Source organism: Kitasatospora cathayae, assembly GCF_027627435.1.
In the GTDB taxonomy this organism is placed as follows: domain Bacteria; phylum Actinomycetota; class Actinomycetes; order Streptomycetales; family Streptomycetaceae; genus Kitasatospora; species Kitasatospora cathayae.
On sequence record NZ_CP115450.1, the window covers coordinates 4,312,949 to 4,327,113 of the forward strand.

Consider the following 14,165-nt stretch of genomic DNA (forward strand, 5'->3'; position numbering starts at 1 on the left):
CACCGAGGCCAGGACGCTCGCCCCGACGGTGACCACCAGCAGCAGCGGGACGGCCGCCCCGAGCGAGACGTCGGCGCCGATCGCGGTGTCCCCGGCCACCGCCTCGGCGACCGCCCGGCCCCATGGCGAGGCCCAGGCCGAGCACCTCGCCGAGGCCGGAGGTCGCCGGGGCGAGCCCCGGCACGATCTCGATCAGGGTGGACTCGCCCGCCCCGTTGGCCCCGACCAGCCCGACGACCCCGGGCCGCACCTCGACGGTCAGCTGGTCGAGGGCGGTGACCCGGGGGAACCTCTCGGTGAGGCCCTCGGTCTCGATGACAGCAGTGGACACGCCCATCAACGTAACGGCCTTGCGCGGCAAGGGCCATGAGCGGGAATGACGAGGCCTGCCAGTACCTCGGTATGACGTCGGGATCGACCTCCCCCAAGGGTCGGCAAATCCGGAGACGGCTTGTACTCTTGTCGCAATTTTTCGAGACGCACCATCAACGGGGTTGCCGGTACGGCTGCACCGGCACAGAGGGAGAGCGATCGACATGTCTGATCGGGCGACCGCGTTCGACCGGATGATGAATCCGTGGGCGTACGACGCGGACGGCAATCTGACCGCCCAGGCCCGGGCGCAGGAGGCGGCCCGCACCCAGATCAACTCGGCGAGCGCGCCCGCCGGGGGTGGGGGCGGCGGCTTCTCCGTCGACTCCAACGCGCTGGCCACCGCGGGCACCAACTCCGACCAGATCCACGCACGGCTGAACACCGACGGCCGCGGCGCCGACGACGCCACCGCCAAGGTCAGCACCTCGCTCGCCAACTGGAGCACCGGCCAGGCCGCCAAGAACGCCGCCGGCACCTGGGACCAGTGCATCGCCGCCCTCGGCACGACGATCGGGCAGACCACCCAGGCGCTGCGCACCAGCGCCACCGCCTACCAGCAGCACGAGCAGCACGTGCGGCACGACATGGGCGCCTGAGGGGGATACGGACATGGTGGACTTCCACGAACTCAGCAACGCCGACTTCGGCTCCCTGGACGCCGCCGCGACCGCCTGGACCACCGTGGCGCAGAAGCTCAAGTCGATGGACGACGACTGGAACACCACGGTCGTGGGCCAGGTCGACTCCGAATGCTGGGTCGGCAACGCGGCCGACCAGGCGAGACCCGGACTCAAGCGCACCGCCGACCAGTTGAGCGCCGCCGTCACCGAGGCGAACGCCCTGGCCTCGATCTTCACCGACGCCGCGACCGAGTTCAAGGCCGCCAAGGCCAAGCTGGACAAGGCCGTCGCGGACGCCCAGGCCGCCAAACTGACCGTCACCGCTGACGGCACGGTGAACTGGCCACCGCCGGACACCGCCACCCGGCACGACCGGGACGCCCTCGACGAGTACCAGAAGGAGTGGGGCGGCAAGGCGGACGCCGCCCACCAGGCGATCGTCGCCGCCATCGCGGAGGCCACCGCCGCCGACGAGCGGATCGCCTACGCGCTGAACTCCGACAGCGGCACCGACAAGGACCACTCCTTCAACGCCAACGCCATCGGCGGCGGCCCCGAGGCGGACGGCAAGCGCGCCTCCCTGCTCGCGGCCAAGGGCGGGGACATCAGCGACACCGAACTCACCGAACTCAACTCGCTGCTGGCCTCGCACCAGAACGATCCGAAGTTCGCCACGACCTTCTACCAGGACCTCGGTCCGGACGGCCTGATCAAGTCCTGGAACAGCATGGTCGGCGACCCGGCGCACTACCGCGACCCCAACGACCCGCGCTGGAAGGCCTACCAGGACCTGCAGAGGAACCTCGGGCTCAACCTGGCCACCGCCACCCGGCAGAGCAACCAGCCGCACCTGTCCGACGACTGGGCCGCCGCCCTGCGCAAGGCCGGCGCCCAGCCGGTCTGGGACAAGCCGATGCGGCCGACCGGGTTCGACTACCAGCCGTACGGCTACCAGGTGCTCTCCGGCATCCTGATGACCGGCAACTACGACCCGCACTTCCTCGACCCGATCGCCCAGCACGTCACCCAGCTCGACACCAACCGGGACAAGTACTGGCCGGCCCCGCCGCAGGCCGTCGCCGACAGGGTGCACGGCTTCAACCTGCTCGGCGGCACCGACGGCGGCCTCGGCTTCCAGCCGACCACCGCGGTGCTGACCGCCCTGGGCCACAGCCCGGCCGCGGCCAACCAGTTCTTCAGCGAGCAGCCGACCGCGTACAACGAGGACGGCACGGTCAACCCGAACGGCAAGCCCAAGCCGGCGGACTACTTCACCTACTACACCCACGACAAGGAGTGGCTGCCGGACACCAACTCGATGCGCGACATGAACGCGCTCGACCAGAGCAAGCACGCCGGCCCGACCGCGCTCGGTCACGCCCTGGAGGCGGCCACCTCCGGCCACCCGTACGACCAGCCGGCCGACGTCCCGCCGAAGCCGCACACCCCCGAGCAGGCCGCCCTGGCGGAGCGGGTCCTGGACACCTTCGGCACCCACGGTGGCAACGGGACGCTGGACGACATCAAGGGCGACGGCAAGTTCGCCCCGCTGCGCGGCAGCCTCGGGCACATCGCCGCCGACTACATCGGGGACGTCCAGCGGGCCGCCTCGGGCGCGAACGACCTGCCCGTCAACGGCTCCGCGGCCAACCTCGACGGCTCGAAGATCCAGGGCCTGCTGGACGCGCTCGGGCGCGACCCGCAGTCGTACGGCTCGATCACCAACGCCAACCAGGCGTACACCAGCGCACTGATCCGCGGCGCGCTGGACAGCGGGCAGACCGACTTCTCCCGGCTGCAGGCGGACATCAACCACATCGCCCAGAACGGCAGCGTGGTGACCGGCACCCTCGCCGAGGCCCGGGTCGACGAGGTCCACACCCAGCACCACGCCTCCGACAAGGCGTACAACGACGCCGTGGCGGAGAACGTCGGCTTCGCCAAGGACGTGTTCAACCAGACCATCGGCAAGGTCACGGACAAGGTGCCGTTCGGCAGCGACCTCTCGGGCATGCTCGTCGACGACGTCACCAACAACATCATCGCGGCCAACTCGCGCGACACCACGGCGGACGGCGAACAGGACGCCCGCGTCTACGTCCAGCAGGCCAAGCAGAGCTCGATGGACGCGGTCTCCCAGGCGGTCCGGGACGCCTCCCTGCAGACCTCCGTCGACTACGCGGACGTGCAACGGCTGGCGGCGGGCGCCCAGGACGCCTCGAAGACCGGCTTCATCGACGGCCTCTCCACCAACATGGCCACCCAGGTGAGGGGTTAGCCGGTGAGGATGCTCGAAGGCCGGTGGCCGCTGCCCGCCGCACTCGCGGTGCTGGTGGCGGCCGCCGGGACCGTCGGCTACCTGGACTGGCGGGGGCACCGCCCGGTGGAGGAGCCCGGCCGGGCCGCCCACCTCTGCGGGGTGCCCACCGGGAGCGGCTCCCCGCTCGGGCGGCTGCTGCCGCCCGGCGGGCAGGACGTGGAGGAGAAGCAGGACGGCCGCTCCGGCGATCCGGCCTCCTGCACCATCCGGGTGGACGGGCGCACCGCGCTCACCGTCCTGGCCACTCACCACGACGGACAGCCCGCCCTCCCGCCCGGGGTCGCCCAGCATCCGGACGCGCACGGCTTCGCGCAGCCCGGCCCGTCCGCGTCCTGGGCGGGCAGCGCCGTCATCGCCCGGACGTGTCCGCCCACCAAGGGCGACTACGGCTACGTCGTGCTGGAGGTCACGGCCGGAGCGGCGGCCCGCACGGGTGACAACAGCCGGAGCGACCTCGAGCAGATCGCCACCGCCGTGGTGCAGCAGAACACGAAGGACGCCTGCCAGTGACGAGGACCGGACCACTGACCGCGGGCGCGACGGCCCTGCTGCTGCTCGGCGGCGGCCTGCTCGGCTGGCACCTGTACCTCGACCACACCGAGTACCGGCCGCCGGCCGTCGCCCTGTCCCACGGGGAATGCCAGGGCACCCTGGACGACCCGGGGATCACCGCACTGCTGGGGAGCACTCCCCGGGTCTTCGTGGACACCGGGGTCCGCCCCGCGACGCCGGACCTCAAGCCCGGCCTGGTCTGCACCGTCCAAGGACAGGGCCAGCGGCTGCTCTTCGCCTCCGTGCTCAGCGCCGGGGACGCCAACGGCACCGAGGACGGGGAGGCGGCCTTCGGCTGCACCCTGAACGGCAAGGCCGAGCCCTACCGGGCCCGGCTCAGGGTGGACAGGAACTTCCCGCCCACCGCCATCCCCGACCAGGAGCACCGGGCCGAGCTGGTGACCGGCTTCGCCAAGCGTGCCGCCGAGAAGCTGGGGTGCGCCAACGGCGCCGAGTCGCTCACCGTGAAGTGAGCGGCCCTGCACCGTCATTGACGCTGCCGCATCAGCTGCTCGGGCGCTCCCACATCTCGGTGACCTTGCCGGAGGCGTCCAACGCGACCTCGTAGTCGCCGCTCGAGCAGGGGTAGAAGCCCTTCTGGTTGTCCGGGTTGGCGACGCACTCGTTGATGTGCTTCGCCAGGTCGGCCGCGTTGACGTCCTTCGGCGCGGCGACGACCGACCGGAGGTGGCCCTTGACGGTGGGCGCGAACTGCGCGGTCTTGTCGGGGCCCACGGCCTCGTGGCCGACGTCGTCGACGCCGCAGACGTCCTTGGTCTCCTTGTAGACCAGGGCCGTCGCGGTGGTGCCCTTCTGCACGTCGATCCACTTGTGCCCGGCGGGCAGCGGGCCGCTGGTGCAGAAGCCCTCCGGGGCGCCGTCGGTGGGCTTGCCGCTCGGCGCGGGCTTGGCGGTCCCGCCGCCGGCCGGGGCGGCGGTGGGCGACGCGGCACCGGCACCGGCCGGGGCGGTGGTCGCGGTGGTGGTGCCGGCGCCCTGGTCGGACGAGTCGTTCGGGCCGCAGGCCGCCAGGCCGAACGCGGCGGTGGCGACCAGAGCGGTGGCGAGCAGCCTCCTGGAAACGGACATGACGAAAGAACCCCCGTTTTAACGCCTGATCAGATGAAGGTGCGGCGGACAGATTAGCGCCTCACGCCCCCACCTCCCCGAACGAGCACCCGACCACTGGCGCTACTCTGTCGGCTTCACCACCAAGCTGACCAAGCGTTACACGGGGGATCCATCGTGATGCTCAACGCCAGGAGACTGCTCTCCACCGCCCTGCTCGCCACCACGGCGCTGGGCCTCGCCGCCTGCGGCCCGAACGACTCGGGCGACTCCAGCGGCACCGGCACCGCCACCGCGGCCGCCAGCACCGCACCCACCGTCGCCGCCACCGGCGGGACCGCCAAGCCCGCGCCCACCGGCAACGCCACCGCCGGCACCGACAACGGCCCCCAGGGCATCTGCACCCACGAGCCCCTGCCGGCCGGCCAGAAGTGGGTCATCCCCGCCAAGGGCACCTCGGCGACCGCCCTGGTCTACCAGGACACCAAGGACGAGTGCGGCGTCAACGACGTCCAGTTCACGCCGACCGGCGCCAACAAGACCGCACCGTTCGCCCCCACCGCCAAGGGCCACCTCAACTCGGTGGTGGTGGCACCCAAGGAGGTCGACGTGGCCGCCCTGGTCAAGCACATCAACGAGTGCATCGCCACGCCGCACGACAGCAAGGGCTCCTACCCCTGCCAGAACAACTACTTCCGCGTGACGCTCGACGCCTCCGGCAAGGTCGTCGACATGGTCGAGCGCGCCGAGTCCTGACCCCTCACCGAGCGGTTGCCGCCCGACCTGTCGGGCGGCAACCGCCTCGGGGCCCGGCCGGGAGACGCGGCGGCCTCGCGGCCGGTCCGACGCACGGGCTCCGAGGCACCGGCTCCGAGGCATGCGTCCACATCCCTCACCGGGGGAAGTTGCCGAGCCGGGTCGTCATGGTCTCGAGTGTCCGAGCGGCGTCACCGGTGGGATCGATCTCCGCGTCGGGGCCGGAGACGCTGACCATCGTGATGACGTTTCCGGACCGGGCGAACCACTCCTGCGAATCGGATGGCAGATCGGGCATGTTGGCCGGCTTGCCCCCCGCCTCGCGGGCCACACTGCTGTAGGCGAAACCGGCCGTGCTGTTCGCCGTGCGGGTGATCTGCCAACTGACCTTCGCACCCGTCGTCATGTCGGTCGGGCCGTGCGCCGCCTTGTCCGCCGCGCACCCCGCGTAGTTCTGCTGAATCCGGTTCAGTGCCTTGTCCGCCGCGTCGGCGGTCCTGAAGTAGAACATCAGCTGGGCTGCCCGGACGGTGCTCGCGCCGCTGCCGGCGGCGCTGAAGTTCAACGTGGAGATCGAAGTGGTCTGCAGTTCCGTGGTCGGGCTGCCCGTTCCGCAGACCCATAGCCACTGGAAGTCACCAGTGGTGTTGGTCGGTGTGCCGGCAGCGCCCTGCCAGTGGAAGGCCGAGTTCAGCGGTAGCTCCGGCGCCTTCAGCCAGGTCGCGGCGATGTACTGGCCGGAAGTGGCGTTCGCCCCGGCAGGTGAACCGGTAGCGGATGCGTCCGTGGCTGGCGAAGACGACGCAAGCGCCGAGGGCGTCGTGCTGTGTGTTCCGGTCGGGGCGGCCGACGTGGTCTCCGAAGGGGTCGGGGCCGACGGGGTTGGCGAAGACGTGGCGGTCGCAGGGGCCGGGGTGGGGAAGGTCGCACTCGGCGTGGGCGAACCTGCAGCCGTGATGGCCGGCCGGACCGTACGGTCCCCGGTGAGCAGCGTGTGGTCGAGGGCGAAGTACCCCACGACACCCGCCGCGAGGCCGATCAGCGGCAGGGCAGTGGTGTAGAGGTGCCGGGTGCGCCGTACCGTCCCGGCGGGAGGGGCGGCCGGGCGCAGGTGGTGCACACCGACCTCGTTGGCGCGGGCCGCCAGTGCGGACCGGAGCAGAAGCTCCGTCCGGCTCGCGGCGGATGTCGGGTCTTCGTCCCCGGAGTCCCGGGGGTCGCGGGGTTGGCTCATCGCACCTGCTCCAGCTTCTTCTCCAGGGCGTCCAGTGCTCGGCTGGCGGTCGACTTCACGGCACCTCGGGAGAGATCGAGGGTCTCCGCGATCCGCGCCTCGCTCAGGTCCGACCAGTAGCGCAGGACCAGTACTTCGCGTTGGCGTGGGGTCAGCTCCTGTAGTGCCGCCAGTACGCGTCGGTGCTCGTCGTTGTGGATGGCGTGGTCCTCTGCGGAGGCCGCGTCCGGCTCGTGCGGAGGCACGTAGGCGCGTACGGTCCGCCGGCGCCGGAGTACCGAGCGGGCGTTGTTGACGACGGTGGTGCGGAGGTAGGCGAGTGCGTTGTCCAGATCGTCCAGGTCCTCACCGTGACGCTGGTACAGCGAGGTGAACGACTCCTGCACCACGTCCTCGGCGTTCTGCAAGTCGTCGACCAGCAGGATCGCAAGGCGCACGAGCCCGAGGCGGTGGGCGTGGTAGAGGTCGGTCACGGTCGGGCGCGGCCCTTCCTCGGCCCCGCCGGCGCCTCCGCGCAACAGCTGGAACCGCCGGCGGCGCGGAACGACCGTCTCGGCCTGCGTTCCGAACAGCACCGCCAGCAGTAGCCGGACACCTCGGCCGATGGCCTGGCCGGCCGACTGGCCGGTCCCCAGTGGCGTGACCGACAGGACGCCGGCAGCCGTTGCTGACATCGATCCCCCTCTGAAAACCCCGTGATCGTTGCAGATTACGCACGTCGCCGACGGCGGGCCCGGACGACGACCAGCGAGCTGACCCCGCCGACTGCGGCGATCAGACCTGCGACGATGCCCTGAGCGGCGCCCGAGCCGGAGGCGGGCGCGGACGCGGCGACAGGGGCGAGCCGCAATGCGGCCGGGCTGGCTGGCGCGGTCGGGGCCGATGCGGCGGTGGTCGGGGCCGGCGTGGTGGTCACCGGCGCTTCGGTGGCCGGGGCCGATGCGGCGGTGGTCGGGGCCGGCGTGGTGGTCACCGGCGCTTCGGTGGCCGGGGCCGATGCGGCGGCGGTCGGGGTGGTCCGGGCAGTCGGCACGGCGCTGGCCGGGGCTGCGGTCTTGGCGACCGTCGGAACGCCGGCCACCGGGGTCGCGGCTGCTGCGGGCGTGGCGGGGGCGGCCGGCCGGGGGACCGTGGCCGCAGGGCGGGCGATGTCGTACTTCGCCTGAGCCGCACCATCCGAGTTCAGGTACTGCCACTTGCCGTCCGCCGTGACGGAGTCGCCGAACAGGAACGACGTCAGCTCGGGCGAGACACTGGCGTCGACCGTCAGCCGGAAGGTCTGCTTCCATCGGGCGCCGGCAGCCAGTGAGTGGTCGACCAGGGTGCTGTTGATCGCCAGCGCCGGGTCGCAGCCGGTCTGCAGCGGGACGTTCTTCCAGACCCCGTTGATCAGGGCCTCCAGGTGGGTGTTCTGCGAGGTCATCCCACCGAGTCGGCCCGGGCTGACCTCCGTCCAGCCCAGGATGGACAGGTCGACGGCGATGTTCTGGTAGTCGGCGCCGGTCCCGTTGTACTCGTCGAGCGTGAACTCCCAGGGCTGGCCGACGGTCAGCGGGGTGCCGGGGTGGTCGTAGCTCAGCGTGATGTCACCGTGATGTGCCGGAGCATCCTTCACCGGGTGCTGACCCGGGCGGTCGACGACCGACCGACCGGTGCAGTCGCTCTGGTCGGCGACGGCAGTACCGGCGGTGCCTCCCGCGACAGCGAGAGCGGCGGTGACGACGGCCATGTTCTTCATGAAACGGGACGAAAGGTACGTGCGCATGGCGGAATCCCCCCTGGGTATGGCGTGCTGCCTGTGATGAAGGCGGTCGGCCCCTGTTGCAAGCCCTGGGGCTTGCGGGTCCGTTCTCCGCGCCTTCAAACCCATAGACGTCCATCCCCCGCGGAGGTTGCAGGTGGATTCCAGAAGTTTTTCGCCGAAAGCCGGCGTTCACGGTTACGGGTGGCGAGGTCGACGCGGAACACGCCGCGCCCTGGTGAACTTCTGCCGCTGGGCGCCGCGGGCGAGTTCGCTGAGGCGTTCGCCGATCACGGAGACACCGGGGCGGGGCTCCTGCTCGTAGTACCGGCGCTTGCGTCGGCGCAGCAGTTCCTCGCCGTGCTCGGTCCAGGTGAATCCCGGCTGGCGCAGCAGCTTCCGGAACACCTCGTCGACGGTCTCCGGGTGGGCGGCGGCCAGACGGCGGATCGGCAGTGGGGCGATCGACTCCTCGCGCAGGTACGTACGCAGCAGGTCCTGGTGATGCCTGCGGCCCGGGAGGGCCGGGTCGGTGAAGAGGTCCCGCAGCATGCCGTAGTCCGGGTAGAAGTTGAGCCCGTCGACTTCGTCGTAGATGACGCCGACCGTGTCCGATTCCGCGAGTCCTCGCGGTAGTTCGAAGGCCGGGAAGGCCAGACCGGGGAGCCGCCTGCCCCGGGCGCGGTCGGGGTGCTCGGCGACGGCGGCCTCCTGCCGGTGCCGGTAGTAGGCGTTGAGCCGGTCCTCGGCTTCGGCAGGGGGAAGGACCAGCTCGTCGCTGCCGCAGAACTCGATGAACGCGGCCCGGTCCTCCCGCATCGAGTGCCATCCCTGCTCGATCTTCTCGGGGTTGTGGAAGACCAATGAGGGGTGTTCGGTGGCCAGTTGGAGCGCGGCCCGGGCGATCTCGGTGGCGCTGGACTTCGGATAGTGCGACATCATCCCGGAGATCAGCCACGCCCCGTCGGCCGAGTGGACGGGCACCAGGCAGGTGTGCAGGAATCCCCCCTTGGACACTCCGCGGAAGGCCGCCCGCCCGACGTTCGAGTAGGTGCGGTATTCGAGGTCGTCGATCAGGTTCAGCAGGACGACGGCGTCCCCGTCCTTGCGCCGGATCTCGAAGATGCCCTCGACCGGGTCACGCCACCCGAGCAGCATCTCCCGGTCGGCCTCGGTCAAGTCCCGTCGTCCGGCGACGAACCGGTCCACCACGGTCGAACCGTCCGGCAGGCGGTACCGCAGGATGAAGTCGTCGATGATCCGGATCGCATCGCCTTCCTCCAACTGCCGCTGGGGCCCGGCGGCCTCCAGGAGGAGGGGCGTCAACGACCGGTCGAAGCGCGCGCTCCGGCCGAACTCGACCAGTTCGCCTTTCAACTCGGCGCAGCGTTCGATCAGACCTCGCAACGACGCCTCGTACTCGTTCCGTGCGACGGCAGCCATGGAATCCCTCCCGGTCCTGAGCGTTCCGACGCTCACTGTGCCCAGTAGTGGCGATATGCCTCGACCCACTCCGCTCCGTCCGGAGCCGGGTCCGGCAACGGAAGGTCCAGCAGTCCGATCGTCTGCCGGAACCCATCGCGGGTACACAGGGCGACGATCCTTCCGTCCCGTGAGAGGTCGACGCCGCGCACGATCACCTCGACGCCCAGCACCGAGGTGCTGAAGGGCACCGCCAGGTTCTCCTCGACGGCGGTGAACAGAGCCGACACCTCCTCGTGCTCGTCGTAGGTGTCGACCGTCGCTTCCTCGACCAGCGCGGCCAGTTCTCGCCTGCTCAACGTGCCCATGGCGCCACGTTAGCCAACCGGCTCGCGTCGTCTTGCGGGCGGTCCGAGGTCCCGTCGATCTGCGCGCGTATCGTCACCGCATGCGCTTGAGTGCCGTTATCCTGCCCATCCACCGGTGGAGCGACGGCCAGAAGATCCGGCGGCGGGCCGAGGACCTCGGGTTCCATGCCGCGTACGCCTACGACCACCTGTCCTGGCGGTCGTTCCGTGTGCGACCGAGCGGCTGCGGCTGGGGACGCTGGTGACCTCGGTCAAGCCCCGTTCACCCATCACGGTCTGACCTGCGAGAACACACTGCGGACGGGCCCCGCTCCGCCCGGCGGCGCGGGCGGAGCGGGGCCGCCGTTCAGGAGGAGAGGCGGTTCAGTGCTGCGGTGGCGATGCCTTCGACGTAGTTCGGGGCGTCGGCGGGCTGGCCGGTGAGGTCCACGATGGCGACCCTGGTGCCGCTGCGCAGGACCGCGGTCCCGCCGCTGGCGGTGCCGTCGCCGTTGTAGGCCGGGTACCAGCGGGCGGTGCCGCCGGTGACCGTCAGGGTGTGGGCCGCGCCGTAGTACCAGTGGCCGGCGGGCTCGTCCTGGCAGTCCTGAACGAGCGCGACGAGCTGCTTCTCCCAGGTGTCGGCCACGGTCCCGGTGGGGGCGTTCGCGGCCGACTCGATCAGCATGCCGTGGGTGTCGAAGGTCCAGTCCACGGAGGCGTACGCGGTGGCCTTGTCCTTGGTCAGGTCGCGCATCGTCTCCTCGCCGGAGCACGCGGACAGCCCCTGGCGTCCGGTCAGCGCGACGGTCGCGCCGACCGGGTTCATGCCCTTCTGGAAGTCCTCGCTCTGGACGAGGTCGGCGGAGCCGAGTCCGGGCGCGGCGACCGCGGCCGCAGCCGGGCGCGCGGTGTTGTGCGCGGCCGCGTCGGCGGTGGCCGACTGGGTGCCGACGACGCTGACGGTGATCAGTGATGCGGCGAAGCAGGCCGCGGCGGCGAGCCGGTTGCGGCGAACGGACTTCTGCTGGACGGTCTGGTTCTGGGTCATCTGGTCCCCCTGCTGGTCGGGACGCCTGCTGCGTCCTCGTACAACCGGGGAGATGCCGCCGGTGGAGGGGAAGTTGGAGCCCTGGCCCGCTGTTTCACAGCTGTGACAGAGCGGTCCGGACGACGCGGTCCATCGCGGCCGTGCCCAGGCAGGCCTCGACCTCCAGCACCCCGTAGTGGGTGCCGCTGTGCAGCACGGCGATGCCGCCGCAGGGCTCCTTGCCCTCGGGCGCCCTGCCGGTGGTGTTGAAGTCTCCGGGGTAGACGCCCATCCAGCTCGCGGTGACGTCCGGGGCGAGCTGCAGCGTCGTGGTCCTTCCGTAGACCCAGTGCCCTGGCGTTTCCTCCTTGCAGGGCACCTCCTCCAGCAGCAGGCGCTCGGTGAGGTTCTGCGCCAGGGAAGGGCTCGGGGCCTCGGCGACGACCTCGCGGGCGACATTGTCGACGCGGTCGGCGACCGGCGGGGGGTCGCCCGGGTTGGTACGGGGGCTGGTCACCAGTTCGCGGGAGTGGGCGCCGGGCCCGCCCATGGTCTTCTTCTCGCCGGCGCAGGCCGAGTTGGCGTAAACCCCGTCGCCGTACCGGTCGGTGACGCGGATCTGCCCGATGCCCACGTCCGGGCTGAACGCCGCGGGTTCCAGGAGGTTCGCGGTCGTCACCGGTCCGGTCGCATCGGTCGGCGAGGCGGAGCCGGAGGCCGAGGACGCGGGCGTCGGGACGGACCCGCCGGGCCTCGCGGGACCGGACGCGCCCTGGGACGCCCCGCCGACCGCGGCACCCGACCGCGCTGCCGGGTGCGCGGTGGCGCCGGCGGGCGGTGGCAGGACGAACCGGCCGGTCGCCAGCCCGAGCGCGGCGGCTGCCACCAGGGCGACGACGGCGGACCGGGGCCGGACGACGGCGTGGCCGCCCTTCACGGACCGGTGACCAGGCGCTCGCGCATGAAGCGGCGGGCCTGGTGGATACGGTCCTTGACCGTGCCCAACGGGGTGTCCAGCACCTGGGCCACCTGGACGTAGGTCAGGTCGCCCAGGTCGCGCAGCACGAAGGACTCCACCAGGGTGGGGTGCTGCTGCTCCAGCGCGGCCAGCGCCTCCATCAGGTCGAGCCGGGTCCCGGCGATGACGCTGGTGGTGCGCGGGTCGACGGACTCGGGGAGGTCGGCGTGGCTGTCCTCGGCGCGCCGGCGCATCGAGCGGTAGGTGGACCGGGCGGCGTTCGAGGCGATCACCGTCACCCAGCCCTGGAAGGAGCCGTGGCCGCCGTACTTGCCCAGGTGCGTGCTGATGGACAGCAGCGCGTCCTGCGCGGCCTCCTCCGCGTCGGCGTGGTGGGGCAGGAAGCGCGAGCAGCGGCGCAGCACCACCGGCCGCAGCTTGGCCAGCAGGTGCTCCATCGCCCCCGGGTCCCCCGCCTGAGCCGCCGTCACGAGCCGTTCCAGCTCGCCTTCCTCGAACATCCGGATTCCCCCCGTTTCGTCCCGCCTGCATCCCACCCGTCGAACGGAGTTCCGCACACGCCCTGACTCCGGCAGAATGCTGCCACATGCGCAAGCTCGGCCGTTACCTCCTCCTGGAGCGGCTCGGAGCCGGCTCCTTCGCGACGGTCTGGAAGGCCTACGATCCGGAGCTCGACACCGAGGTCGCGGTGAAGGTGCTGGCCGAGAACTGGGCCGCCAACGCCGATGTGCGCGAGCGGTTCCTGGCGGAGGCGAGGCTGCTGCGCCGGATCGCCAGCCCGCGGGTGGTCCGGGTGCACGACGTCGGAGTGCAGGAGGACCGGCCCTACTTCGTCATGGACTACGTACGCGGCGGCACCCTGGCGGACCGGGTCGGGCAGTGCGACCCGCAGGAGGCGCTGCGGCTGGCCGCGGAGGCGGGCTACGCGGTCCAGGTCCTGCACGAGGCGGGCGTGGTGCACCGCGACGTCAAGCCGTCCAACCTGCTGCTCGCCACCGGCCCTGTGCCCGCCGCGGTGCTGGTGGCGGATCTGGGCAGCGCGAAGCAACTGGCCGACGCATCCGGGCTGACGGTGACCACGGGCACGCCCGCGTACATGGCACCGGAACAGGCCTTCCAGACCGGCGGGTTCGACGGGAGGGCCGACGTGTACGCGCTGGCCGTCGTGGCCTACGAGCTGCTGACCGGGCAGAAGCCGTTCGGCCCGGGCGGACGCGCCACAGCCCTGATGACCGACCAGCCGACCGCCTCGACGCTGCCGGCGTTCCCAGCCGGAACGGAGCTCCCACCGAACGTCGTCCTGCTGCTACGGACCGCGATGTCCGTCGAGCCGGCGGACCGACCGCCGACCGCCCAGGCCTTCGCGGACGCGCTGCTGGCTCCGGTCCCGCAGCCCCAGCCCCTGGAGGGCCCCGGGTGGCTGACCCCGCGCGCGGTCTGTCTGGCGTCGGGCACGGTGTTCACGGCGACGACCCTGTTGAGCTGGCTGCAGCGTTGAATCCGACAGGGACCGGTCCGCACCGGCGGTCGTGCTCGGGAGAGGAATCCGGCCGCGAACGCGTGAAGGATCCTGGCCGCTGACGGCTACCGTAGGGTCGGGGGTACCGTCCCCACGCTGACCGCAGCAGCGATGGCTACGGAGAGTGTGCGCCTTGGTACCTTGGTGACCTCGCTCAAGCCTCGTTCACCCATCACAGCTTGACCTGCGCAGCAGGCGGAGT

15 protein-coding genes and 2 pseudogenes are annotated in these 14,165 nt (G+C 71.3%); 7 read left to right on the plus strand and 10 right to left on the minus strand.

Annotation, left to right across the window (positions count from 1 at the left end):
• Positions 1-124: 124 nt before the first annotated feature.
• Positions 125-337 (minus strand): annotated as a pseudogene (locus O1G21_RS19090) (ABC transporter ATP-binding protein); the annotation flags it as partial.
• Positions 338-536: 199 nt separating this feature from the next.
• Here O1G21_RS19090 and O1G21_RS19095 point away from each other — a divergent pair.
• The 4 genes from O1G21_RS19095 to O1G21_RS19110 are packed head-to-tail and all read left to right on the plus strand — an operon-like array spanning position 537 to position 4,340.
• Entirely contained in the window at positions 537-971 is a 435-nt protein-coding gene (locus O1G21_RS19095; RefSeq protein WP_270145449.1) for a hypothetical protein, read from the plus strand.
• A gap of 13 nt (positions 972-984) precedes the next feature.
• Positions 985-3,273 (plus strand): hypothetical protein, encoded by a 2,289-nt coding sequence (locus O1G21_RS19100; RefSeq protein WP_270145451.1) that lies wholly within the window; start codon positions 985-987, stop codon positions 3,271-3,273.
• A gap of 3 nt (positions 3,274-3,276) precedes the next feature.
• Positions 3,277-3,825, plus strand: coding sequence for a hypothetical protein (locus O1G21_RS19105; RefSeq protein ID WP_270145453.1), 549 nt, complete (start codon positions 3,277-3,279; stop codon positions 3,823-3,825).
• Positions 3,822-4,340: a hypothetical protein gene (locus tag O1G21_RS19110; protein WP_270145456.1), complete on the plus strand. Its 519-nt coding sequence runs from the start codon at positions 3,822-3,824 to the stop codon at positions 4,338-4,340. Before O1G21_RS19105 ends, O1G21_RS19110 begins: the two co-directional genes overlap by 4 nt.
• 31 nt (positions 4,341-4,371) lie before the next feature.
• Here the strand turns inward: O1G21_RS19110 and O1G21_RS19115 are convergent, their stop codons facing one another.
• Positions 4,372-4,956 (minus strand): hypothetical protein, encoded by a 585-nt coding sequence (locus O1G21_RS19115; RefSeq protein ID WP_270145458.1) that lies wholly within the window; start codon positions 4,954-4,956, stop codon positions 4,372-4,374.
• 159 nt (positions 4,957-5,115) lie between these two features.
• Here O1G21_RS19115 and O1G21_RS19120 point away from each other — a divergent pair, with 159 nt between their 5' ends.
• Entirely contained in the window at positions 5,116-5,691 is a 576-nt protein-coding gene (locus O1G21_RS19120; RefSeq protein ID WP_270145460.1) for a hypothetical protein, read from the plus strand.
• Positions 5,692-5,827: 136 nt separating this feature from the next.
• On the opposite strand, the gene O1G21_RS19125 is transcribed toward O1G21_RS19120, so the two are convergent.
• The 5 genes from O1G21_RS19125 to O1G21_RS19145 form a co-directional block, all read right to left on the minus strand.
• Positions 5,828-6,811, minus strand: coding sequence for a hypothetical protein (locus O1G21_RS19125; protein WP_270145462.1), 984 nt, complete (start codon positions 6,809-6,811; stop codon positions 5,828-5,830).
• Positions 6,812-6,921: 110 nt separating this feature from the next.
• Positions 6,922-7,599 carry a SigE family RNA polymerase sigma factor gene (locus O1G21_RS19130; RefSeq protein ID WP_270145463.1) on the minus strand — a complete coding sequence of 226 codons (678 nt, stop codon included), beginning with the start codon at positions 7,597-7,599 and terminating at the stop codon, positions 6,922-6,924.
• Between the two features lie 35 nt (positions 7,600-7,634).
• On the minus strand, positions 7,635-8,690 hold the full coding sequence (locus O1G21_RS19135) for a hypothetical protein (protein WP_270145464.1): 1,056 nt from the start codon (positions 8,688-8,690) through the stop codon (positions 7,635-7,637).
• A gap of 174 nt (positions 8,691-8,864) precedes the next feature.
• Positions 8,865-10,109, minus strand: coding sequence for a hypothetical protein (locus O1G21_RS19140; RefSeq protein ID WP_270145466.1), 1,245 nt, complete (start codon positions 10,107-10,109; stop codon positions 8,865-8,867).
• A gap of 32 nt (positions 10,110-10,141) precedes the next feature.
• Entirely contained in the window at positions 10,142-10,456 is a 315-nt protein-coding gene (locus O1G21_RS19145) for a hypothetical protein (protein WP_270145467.1), read from the minus strand.
• Between the two features lie 80 nt (positions 10,457-10,536).
• Here O1G21_RS19145 and O1G21_RS19150 point away from each other — a divergent pair.
• Positions 10,537-10,733 (plus strand): annotated as a pseudogene (locus O1G21_RS19150) (LLM class flavin-dependent oxidoreductase); the annotation flags it as partial.
• A 69-nt stretch (positions 10,734-10,802) separates the two neighbouring features.
• Here the strand turns inward: O1G21_RS19150 and O1G21_RS19155 are convergent.
• The 3 genes from O1G21_RS19155 to O1G21_RS19165 all read right to left on the minus strand — a co-directional run bounded on the left by O1G21_RS19155 (position 10,803) and on the right by O1G21_RS19165 (position 12,944).
• Positions 10,803-11,486, minus strand: coding sequence for a hypothetical protein (locus O1G21_RS19155; protein WP_270145468.1), 684 nt, complete (start codon positions 11,484-11,486; stop codon positions 10,803-10,805).
• A gap of 94 nt (positions 11,487-11,580) precedes the next feature.
• The gene (locus tag O1G21_RS19160) at positions 11,581-12,402 is read right to left on the minus strand and encodes a hypothetical protein (protein ID WP_270145470.1); all 822 of its coding nucleotides are present in this window, start codon (positions 12,400-12,402) and stop codon (positions 11,581-11,583) included.
• The gene (locus O1G21_RS19165) at positions 12,399-12,944 is read right to left on the minus strand and encodes an RNA polymerase sigma factor (protein ID WP_270145471.1); all 546 of its coding nucleotides are present in this window, start codon (positions 12,942-12,944) and stop codon (positions 12,399-12,401) included. Before O1G21_RS19165 ends, O1G21_RS19160 begins: the two co-directional genes overlap by 4 nt.
• Before the next feature lie 86 nt (positions 12,945-13,030).
• On the opposite strand from O1G21_RS19165, the gene O1G21_RS19170 reads away from it, so the two are divergent.
• Positions 13,031-13,942 carry a serine/threonine-protein kinase gene (locus O1G21_RS19170; protein ID WP_270145473.1) on the plus strand — a complete coding sequence of 304 codons (912 nt, stop codon included), beginning with the start codon at positions 13,031-13,033 and terminating at the stop codon, positions 13,940-13,942.
• Positions 13,943-14,165 lie beyond the last annotated feature (223 nt).

Coding starts and splice junctions, on each gene's coding strand:
- O1G21_RS19135 (WP_270145464.1), bottom strand. CDS start 8,690: ATGCGCACGTACCTTTCGTCCCGTTTCATGAAGAACATGGCCGTCGTC.
- O1G21_RS19170 (WP_270145473.1), top strand. CDS start 13,031: ATGCGCAAGCTCGGCCGTTACCTCCTCCTGGAGCGGCTCGGAGCCGGC.
- O1G21_RS19115 (WP_270145458.1), bottom strand. CDS start 4,956: ATGTCCGTTTCCAGGAGGCTGCTCGCCACCGCTCTGGTCGCCACCGCC.
- O1G21_RS19100 (WP_270145451.1), top strand. CDS start 985: ATGGTGGACTTCCACGAACTCAGCAACGCCGACTTCGGCTCCCTGGAC.
- O1G21_RS19130 (WP_270145463.1), bottom strand. CDS start 7,599: ATGTCAGCAACGGCTGCCGGCGTCCTGTCGGTCACGCCACTGGGGACC.
- O1G21_RS19120 (WP_270145460.1), top strand. CDS start 5,116: ATGCTCAACGCCAGGAGACTGCTCTCCACCGCCCTGCTCGCCACCACG.
- O1G21_RS19145 (WP_270145467.1), bottom strand. CDS start 10,456: ATGGGCACGTTGAGCAGGCGAGAACTGGCCGCGCTGGTCGAGGAAGCG.
- O1G21_RS19165 (WP_270145471.1), bottom strand. CDS start 12,944: ATGTTCGAGGAAGGCGAGCTGGAACGGCTCGTGACGGCGGCTCAGGCG.
- O1G21_RS19095 (WP_270145449.1), top strand. CDS start 537: ATGTCTGATCGGGCGACCGCGTTCGACCGGATGATGAATCCGTGGGCG.
- O1G21_RS19155 (WP_270145468.1), bottom strand. CDS start 11,486: ATGACCCAGAACCAGACCGTCCAGCAGAAGTCCGTTCGCCGCAACCGG.
- O1G21_RS19140 (WP_270145466.1), bottom strand. CDS start 10,109: ATGGCTGCCGTCGCACGGAACGAGTACGAGGCGTCGTTGCGAGGTCTG.